7 protein-coding genes are annotated in these 7,189 nt (G+C 75.5%); 3 read left to right on the top strand and 4 right to left on the bottom strand.

The window, feature by feature from the left end; translation table 11 throughout:
• Positions 1-121 precede the first annotated feature (121 nt).
• On the top strand, positions 122-457 hold the full coding sequence (locus KME75_RS38445) for a glycosyltransferase family 9 protein (RefSeq protein WP_246633660.1): 336 nt from the start codon (positions 122-124) through the stop codon (positions 455-457).
• Here the strand turns inward: KME75_RS38445 and KME75_RS38440 are convergent.
• From KME75_RS38440 to KME75_RS38425, 4 genes are all read right to left on the bottom strand, one after another.
• The gene (locus KME75_RS38440; RefSeq protein WP_219419864.1) at positions 397-1,536 is read right to left on the bottom strand and encodes a glycosyltransferase family 4 protein; all 1,140 of its coding nucleotides are present in this window, start codon (positions 1,534-1,536) and stop codon (positions 397-399) included. The genes KME75_RS38445 and KME75_RS38440 overlap by 61 nt on opposite strands.
• Positions 1,533-2,726 carry a glycosyltransferase family 4 protein gene (locus tag KME75_RS38435; protein ID WP_219419863.1) on the bottom strand — a complete coding sequence of 398 codons (1,194 nt, stop codon included), beginning with the start codon at positions 2,724-2,726 and terminating at the stop codon, positions 1,533-1,535. Before KME75_RS38435 ends, KME75_RS38440 begins: the two co-directional genes overlap by 4 nt.
• Before the next feature lie 81 nt (positions 2,727-2,807).
• Positions 2,808-3,665: a dihydropteroate synthase gene (gene folP, locus KME75_RS38430; protein ID WP_219419862.1), complete on the bottom strand. Its 858-nt coding sequence runs from the start codon at positions 3,663-3,665 to the stop codon at positions 2,808-2,810.
• 99 nt (positions 3,666-3,764) lie between these two features.
• Positions 3,765-4,037 carry a hypothetical protein gene (locus tag KME75_RS38425; RefSeq protein ID WP_219419861.1) on the bottom strand — a complete coding sequence of 91 codons (273 nt, stop codon included), beginning with the start codon at positions 4,035-4,037 and terminating at the stop codon, positions 3,765-3,767.
• A gap of 276 nt (positions 4,038-4,313) precedes the next feature.
• On the opposite strand from KME75_RS38425, the gene KME75_RS38420 reads away from it, so the two are divergent.
• Positions 4,314-4,694: an STAS domain-containing protein gene (locus KME75_RS38420; protein WP_219419860.1), complete on the top strand. Its 381-nt coding sequence runs from the start codon at positions 4,314-4,316 to the stop codon at positions 4,692-4,694.
• Positions 4,695-4,983: 289 nt separating this feature from the next.
• A partial coding sequence (locus KME75_RS38415; protein ID WP_219419859.1) for an ATP-binding protein occupies positions 4,984-7,189 on the top strand: 2,206 nt, incomplete at its 3' end.

Raw genomic sequence — 7,189 nt, 5'->3', positions numbered from 1 at the left:
TGGCTCTACGTCATCTGGCACTGCTGGCACGACCACACCACCTACGACCCCGCCCGCCACGGAGCCCTCCAACGACTCCTCAACCAAGATCAACCGGCGGCGGCTTGACACAGGGCTACTCATGCGTGCGCCCGCCGTGGACCTCGCGGGCGCCACCGGGCTCGGTGAGTACGCCGCACTCCTGCACGACGCCGCGGTCCTGGTGAGCGGAGACACCGGCGCGGCACATCTCGCCGCCGCCACCGGCACCCGGAGCGTGACGATCTTCATGGCCGGTGACCCCGTCCGGTGGGCGCATGCCGGTCCGCGGCACCGGACCGCGCGGGTGGCCGTCGGCTGCAGTCCCTGCCCGCATCTGCACTGTCCTCACGACGGCCGGCTCCATCTGCGGTGCGGTCACGAGCTGCCGGTGGCCGCCGTGCTGGCGGAGGCCGAGGCGGTGCTGGCAGCGCCGTGAACGGCAGCGTCGTCAGTGGCAGGGCGCTGATCGGGAGCGGCTCGCCGCCAGACGCTCGCCACCTCGCCCGCCATCCGGGTCACCGCGAAGTCGCGAACCGCACGCTCCCGCGCCCGCCGGCCCAGCTCGCGGCGCAGGTCCGGGTCGGTGAGCAGCCGGTCCATCGCGGCGGTGAGCGCGTCGACGTCGTCCGGGCCGACGACGAGCGCACATCCGTCCAGCGCCCCCACGGTGTCGCCGACCGCCGTGGTCAGGCACGGGAGCCCGTGCGCCACGGCCTCCAGCAGCGCGAGCGACAGTGCCTCGGCCCGCGACGGGAGGCAGAAGACGTCCAGGCCACGCAGCAGCGCCGGAACGTCGGTGCAGAAGCCCGGGAACGTCACCGGCAGGCCGGCCGCGCGGCGACGCAGCTCGGCCTCGTCGCGGCCCGCGCCGGCGATGACCACGCGCAGCGCCCGGCCGCGCGCGTGCAGGCGGGCGGTCGCGGCGAGCAGCACATCGATGCCCTTCTGCGGCGTCAGCCTGCCCACGGCGCCGACGACCAGCGGCGGCTCACCCCGCGGGCGGGCGGGTGTCGCCGGCAGGGGCACGCCGTGCCGCACCCGCACGACCCGCTCGGCCGGCACGCCGAGCTCGACCAGCTGGGCCGCGATCGGCCCGGACGGCGCGACCGCCGCCGCGAGTGCGCGGAAACCGGGCTCCGGCGGGTCCGGTGGCACGCCCTGCAGGTGCAGCGCGGCCACCGTCGGCGCCTGCGCCAGCGCAGCCGCGAGCGTGGCCCGGTTGCTGGCCGGGTCGACCAGGTTGACGTGCACGACGTCCGGAGCCAGGGCGGCGAGCGCCGCGGCCGTGTCCGGGGCGGATTCCCGGTGGCGGGCGAGCGGTACCACCACCCGGTCGATGCCCGCCGGGACCGCGATCCGGTCGGCCACCGGCTCGGCGACCACGAGGCTCGCGCGCATCCCGTCCGGGAGATGGTCCAGCACCCGGGTCGTCCACACCTCGGCACCGCCGAACGCGTCGCTGTCGACGACGACGGCGACATCGACATGCTGGCCACCCGCGAGCCGGGGCGTCACGAGCGAACCGCCCCGAGCACCCCGTCGTACACCCCGAGCACGCGGTCGGCCAGCGCCTCCCACGAGTAGTCGCGCGCCCGCTCCCGCCCGGCCGCGGCGAGCCGGGCCGCCAGCGCCGGATCGGTGAGCACCCGCCGCAGGGCCGCGGCCAGTGCGTCCGGTCGGCCCGGTGGCACCAGCAGCCCGTCGACGCCGTCGGTGAGCACGGTGGGGATCCCGCCGGTGTCCGAGGCGACCACGGGAACACCGGCGCGCAGGCCTTCCAGCATCGCCGTGCCCAGCTCCTCGTAGCGGGACGGCAGGGCCAGGACGTCGGCGGCCGCGAGCAGCGCGGGCACTTCCTCGCGGGGCACGAACCCGAGGACGTGCACCCGGTCGGCGACGCCGAGGCGGTCGGCGAGCCGCTGCAGAGCCGGTCGCTCCGGGCCGTCCCCGGCCAGCACCACCTGCGTTCCGGGCAGCGCCGCGGCGGCCGCGACCAGCACCTCCACGCCCTTCTGCCGGTGCAGCCTCCCGAGGAACAGCACCCGGGGACGGGGCAGCCCGACGACCGGGTGGACCCGCTGCGGCGCGGCGAACAGGGCGTCCGGTACCCCGGACGGGATCACGTGCACGCGGTCCGCCGGGACGCCCGCGGCGGTGAGCAGGCCCGCGAGCCGGGGTGTCAGCGCGATCACCGCCTGCGCCCGGGACTCGCCGCGCCGCTCCCACCACCCGCCCACCGCCTTCAGCGCGGCGGACCGCGGGCCGGTGACGGCGAGGGTGTGCGCGACGCTCGTGTGCACCGTCAGCACCAGCGGGAGCCGGTGGCGGCGGGCCGCCGCCAGCGCGATCGGCACGACCGCGATGTCCTCGCCGAGATGGGCGTGGACCAGGTCGGCCGAGGCCGCCGCCCTGGTGACGACGGCCGCGGCGGGGACGGCGTAGCCCTGGCGCACCAGCGGCACCGGCAGCCCCACCCGCACGACCGTGCCGCGGTCGCCGAGGCGCTGCCGCGGCGGGGTGCCCGGGGGCCGGGTGGTCACCACGACCTGGTGCACCCCGCGCCGGTCCAGCGCGCGGCTGAGCTCGCCGGTGTGGGTCTGCATCCCGCCGACCGGGTCGAACCGGACGGCAACGGGCGCGCCCGCCGGGGGTTCGAACACCGAGCAGAGCCGGACGATGCGCAGTGCCGAACCGCGGGTGGGCATGCGCCTGGCCTACCCGGCGCGGCGGCGGACATTCCGGCGCTCCGGTCCTCCCTCGGGTCGGCGCGTGCGCGGCGACGTGCCCTACGTTCCGCCCCGCTGCTTCCGGTCGAAGCGCCGGATGGCGGTGGCGAGGTCTGCAGCGTGCCGGGCGCCGCGGGCGTCGTGAACGCGCAGCACCGTGCAGCCGCGCAGCACGCCGATCGCGGCGGCGGCGACGGAGGCGGCGTCGCGCTCGTCGGTGTCGAGGCCGAGCAGCCGGCCGAGGAAGATCTTGTTGGAGGCGCCGAGCAGCAGCGGGTGTCCGAGCTCTCCGAAGCGGTCCATCGCCGCCAGCAGCTCGACCGACTGCCGCCACGTCTTTCCCAGGTCGAGACCGGGGTCGACGATCACCCGGTCCGGGCCCAGGCCGCAGTCGGCGGCCCGGCGGGCCAGGTCGCGCAGCGCGGCTCGGACGTCGTCGACGAGGCCGCCGTACTGCGGGTCGGGGTCGGCTACGCCCGGCGGCAGCCTGATGTGGGTCGCGACCACGGACGCGCCGGCCTCGGCGGCCACCGGGAGGTAGTGCGGGTCGTGAAAGCCGCTCATGTCGTTGCCCAGCACCGCGCCCGCGGCGAAGCCCGCCCTGGCGACCGCCGCCCGCGTGGTGTCGATGGAGACCGGCGCGTCGAACCGGGCCCGCAGCGCGGTCACCGTCTCGGCCACGAGGTCGACCTCTTCGGGCTCGGGGACCTCCCGCACGCCGACACCGCCCGGCCGCGCGCCGACGTCGAGCAGGTCGGCGCCGTCGTCCACGAGCCGCTCGGCCCGGCGGAGCAGGTCGTCCAGATGGAAATGCCTGCCGCGGTCGAAGAACGAGTCACGGGTGCGGTTGAGGATCCCCATCACCAGCACGCGCCCGTCGAGGTCGTACCGGCGATCCCCCAGCTGCAACTCGGACATGTGGTTCCCCCCCGCCGGGCGCGCCGGCTGTGCGTGGTGGCTGGTCGAGCTGCCTCGCTTCCTTCCTTCCGGTGAGCGCGCGCCGATGCCGAGGCCCGTTCACCCCCGGCGGGACCGCGGGGTCCTGCCGGTCCGCTCGGCGAGCTCGTCGGTGTAGGGCACGGGATGATCCTGACCCCGCTCGACCAAGCGGTCGTTGAGTGCCTGGGCGACGTCGTGCTCGTGATCGGACAGGGGGAGCTCGCCGCGGAGGGCGGCTTCGAGCTCGGACTCGCTGAGGGCGCCTCCGAGTCCGGCATAGGCCACCCACAGCTCCGGCAGGTCGAGGTCCCCGAGCGACATCCCGGCCCGCAGCGACAGGGGAGAGCTCATCCGGTCGTCGTCGCCGGAAGGCTCGTGTTCACCGGTCACGGTCGGCAGCCTCGTGCACGCGAGGTCGGGCGGCAACCGGAGGCCAGGGCTCGTCCGGGCGCCGGGGGAACGGCCCGGTTGGCATCCGCCTCGCATTGTGGGAGCCCGCGAGCGCGCCTACCCTGGTGGACGGTTGAACAGCAGCCGCCGCAATGCGCACTCGCCGGAGCAGCCTCGCGACACTCCTCCCGAGCGCGCAGATACCGCTCCACGCGCATGGGGAAGGAAGGAGCGTCGGTGAACCCCGAAACCGCCGCGCATCAGTCGACCCACACGCCCACGGTCTTCGCCGTGGAACTCGTCACCGATTCCCACCCCTGCGAAGCGCGCCTGCGCGGTGCGCTCGACGCCACCGCCACGCACCGCTTGAGCGCTGTGGTCGAGCACCTCGTCCGCAGCGATCGTCCGCACGTCGTGTTCGACCTCGCCGAGCTGGATCTCCTCGCCGCGGCCGGGCTGAGTTCGCTGCTGCGCGCCGACGTCGAGCTGCGGGGCGCAGGTGGCAGCCTCACCCTGACCAATGTTCCCCGCCCGGCCCGGAAGGTGCTGGCGATCACCGGCCTCGACGAGCGCCTGACCCTCGCTCCCCCGGCGGGCGGATGTCATCAGGGCGCATGAGGCCCACTCCGGTCGCCCACACCCTGACCTCCACCCCGGCGGTCCACGCCTACGCGCGGCGCGCGGGCACCCAGCACCCGGAGCGGTGGCCGAGCGAAACGACCGGACCGCTCCCGTAGGCGTCCGAGACCGAAGAACGGCGGTTGACGCTGCGCGCCGTCCGAAGATGCCCTCTCGCAGGTCACCCCCGGATGCCCGCTGCGCGCCGGCCACCATTTCAGCTAGCGGGAGGACATATTTCAGCGGGCCCATGGTCACTGTGCAGAGCAACAATGCGGGGATGCAGCGTGTGCCCGAGCCCGATGGCGCCGAGCTTGCGCTCGTGGGACGCCGACCGGCCCTCGATGCGCTTCGCCGGGCCGTCGACGATGCGATCGCGGGTCACGGACGGCAGGTCCTGCTCACCGGCGACGCCGGTATCGGCAAGACCGCACTGGCGACAGCGACCACGGGTTACGCGGCCCGGCTCGGCGCGTCGGTCGCGTGGGGCACCTGCTGGGAGGGGCAGGGTGCACCGGCGTTCTGGCCGTGGCTCCAGGTCGTCCGGGACCTGGCCCCGTCTGCCGAGGCAGGCAACGACAGCATGATGTTCGAGCAGGTGCTCGGGCTGCCCACCCCCGCTTTCGGGACGGGCCTCGATGATCGAGGTGCACGCTTCCGCATCTTCGACGCGGTTGCCCGCCTCCTGCGGCACCGCTCCGCATCCCGGCCCGTCGTGGCGGTCCTCGACGACCTGCAGTGGGCCGACGTCTCGTCGGTCCGGTTGCTGGCCTTCGTCGTCCGGCACGTGCGCGATGCGCGCCTGCTGCTGGTGGGGGCATACCGCGACGTCGAGGTCGAGGCACCGCACCACCCGCTGCGGGAACTGCTGTCGGCGGTGGCACAACACAGCGAGGTGGTACCGCTCACCGGCCTCGGGGTCACGGCGGTCGGTGAGCTGATGGGCCGCGTCGTCGACCGCCAACTGCCGGAGGCCGTGGTCGCGGAGGTGCACGCCCGCACCGGCGGCAACCCGTTCTTCGTCCAACAGGTGACCCGGCTGCTGGCCGCGCGGCCGGCACCGCTGGGAGGAGCGAGGACGGGGCCGGCGCCGTCCGCCGTCCGTGACGTCGTGGCCCGTCGGCTCGCCCACCTGCCGGCCCCCGCGGTCGGCATGCTCGCCGCCGGGGGGGTCGTCGGTACTCGGTTCGACATCGCCACCGCCGCGGCCGTCGTCGGGATCGACCTCGCGGACGCGGTCCAGCACCTCGATGCGGCGCTCCGGGCGCGGATCGTCACGTCGCCGGACCCCGCAACGGCGCGGTTCGAGCACGACCTGTTCCGTGAGGTGCTGTACGAGCAGCTGCCCGCGCTCGACCGGTCACGGCTGCACCTGGCGATCGCCGAGCAGTTGGAGGCGCGTCGGATCGCCGGCCGCCCCGTGCCGCCGCCGGAGGTGGCGCACCATCGCGCCGCGGCGCTCCCGCTCGGCGACCCGGCCGTGGCTGTGGCGGCGCTGCTCGACGCCGCGAAGGACGCGACGCGCCGAGCGGCGTTCGACGAGGCGGTCGGGTTCCACCGGCAGGCGATCAGCGTTGCGGGCACCCCGCCGGTCACCGACCCGGCGGCCCTGGTCGAGTTCGCCGACGCGCTGCGCCGCGCCGGCAACCTGGACGAGGCGCGGGCCACGTTCCTGACGGCGGCCGCGCGCGCCCGAGGAGCCGGCGACCTCGATCGACTCGCCCAGGCAGCGGTGGGAGCGCACCGCGTCACGACGGCCACCGATGCGTCGCATCGGGAGGTGATCGCCCTCCTGGAGGAGGCCGTCGCCGCCATCGCGCCCGGGTCGCCCGGCGACCGCTGCCGGTTGCTGGCCGCACTGGCCCGCGAGCTCTGCGACGGGCCCGCCCGCGACGAACCCCGCGCGCTCGCCCTCGTCAACGAGGCGGTGCGGGAGGCGCGGGCCCGTGGGGACCCCTCCGTGCTGGCGCACGCGTTGTGGGCCCTCGCCGACGTCCGGTGGCACCCGGGTACCGCCCGGGAACGGCTCGCCGTCGCCGCCGAGCTGGCCGGTGTGGCCGAGGCCGCGGGGGAGCGGGAGCTGGCGTTGGAAGGCCACTTCTGTCGTCTCGTCGCGCTCGTCGAACTGGCCGATCCGACGTACGCGAGTGCGCTCGACCGCTTCGCGCTGCTCGCCGACGAGTTGCGGGTGCCGCGCTACCGCTACCTGGCCCTGTCCCGCAGGGCGACGCGGGCCTGCTTGACCGGGTCGGGCGCCGAGGCCGAGGAGCTGATCGAGGCGGCCGCGGCGTACGGGGAGCAGGTCGGCGAGCCGGACGCGTGGGGGGTCAAGGCGAGTCAGCTGGTCGGCCTGGCGGTGCTCCGCGGCGACTGGTCGCGGATCAGCGCAGCGGCCGAGGCGCTCGGCCGGCCGCTCGTGCCGGCCGAGTTCGCGCCGATCGTGCAGGCCTTCCTGCTCCGGGAGCGAGGTGAGGCGGCGGCGGGCGCCCCCGTCG

The organism is Pseudonocardia nigra, assembly GCF_019396355.1.
Taxonomy (GTDB): domain Bacteria; phylum Actinomycetota; class Actinomycetes; order Mycobacteriales; family Pseudonocardiaceae; genus Pseudonocardia; species Pseudonocardia nigra.
The sequence above is the reverse complement of the archived record's forward strand: the minus strand, read 5'-3'. Positions and strand labels throughout refer to the sequence as shown.

Excerpts from the sequence above, each read along its gene's own strand:
- KME75_RS38445 (WP_246633660.1), top strand. The coding sequence starts at position 122 with ATGCGTGCGCCCGCCGTGGACCTCGCGGGCGCCACCGGGCTCGGTGAG.
- KME75_RS38435 (WP_219419863.1), bottom strand. The coding sequence starts at position 2,726 with ATGCCCACCCGCGGTTCGGCACTGCGCATCGTCCGGCTCTGCTCGGTG.
- folP (WP_219419862.1), bottom strand. The coding sequence starts at position 3,665 with ATGTCCGAGTTGCAGCTGGGGGATCGCCGGTACGACCTCGACGGGCGC.
- KME75_RS38425 (WP_219419861.1), bottom strand. The coding sequence starts at position 4,037 with ATGAGCTCTCCCCTGTCGCTGCGGGCCGGGATGTCGCTCGGGGACCTC.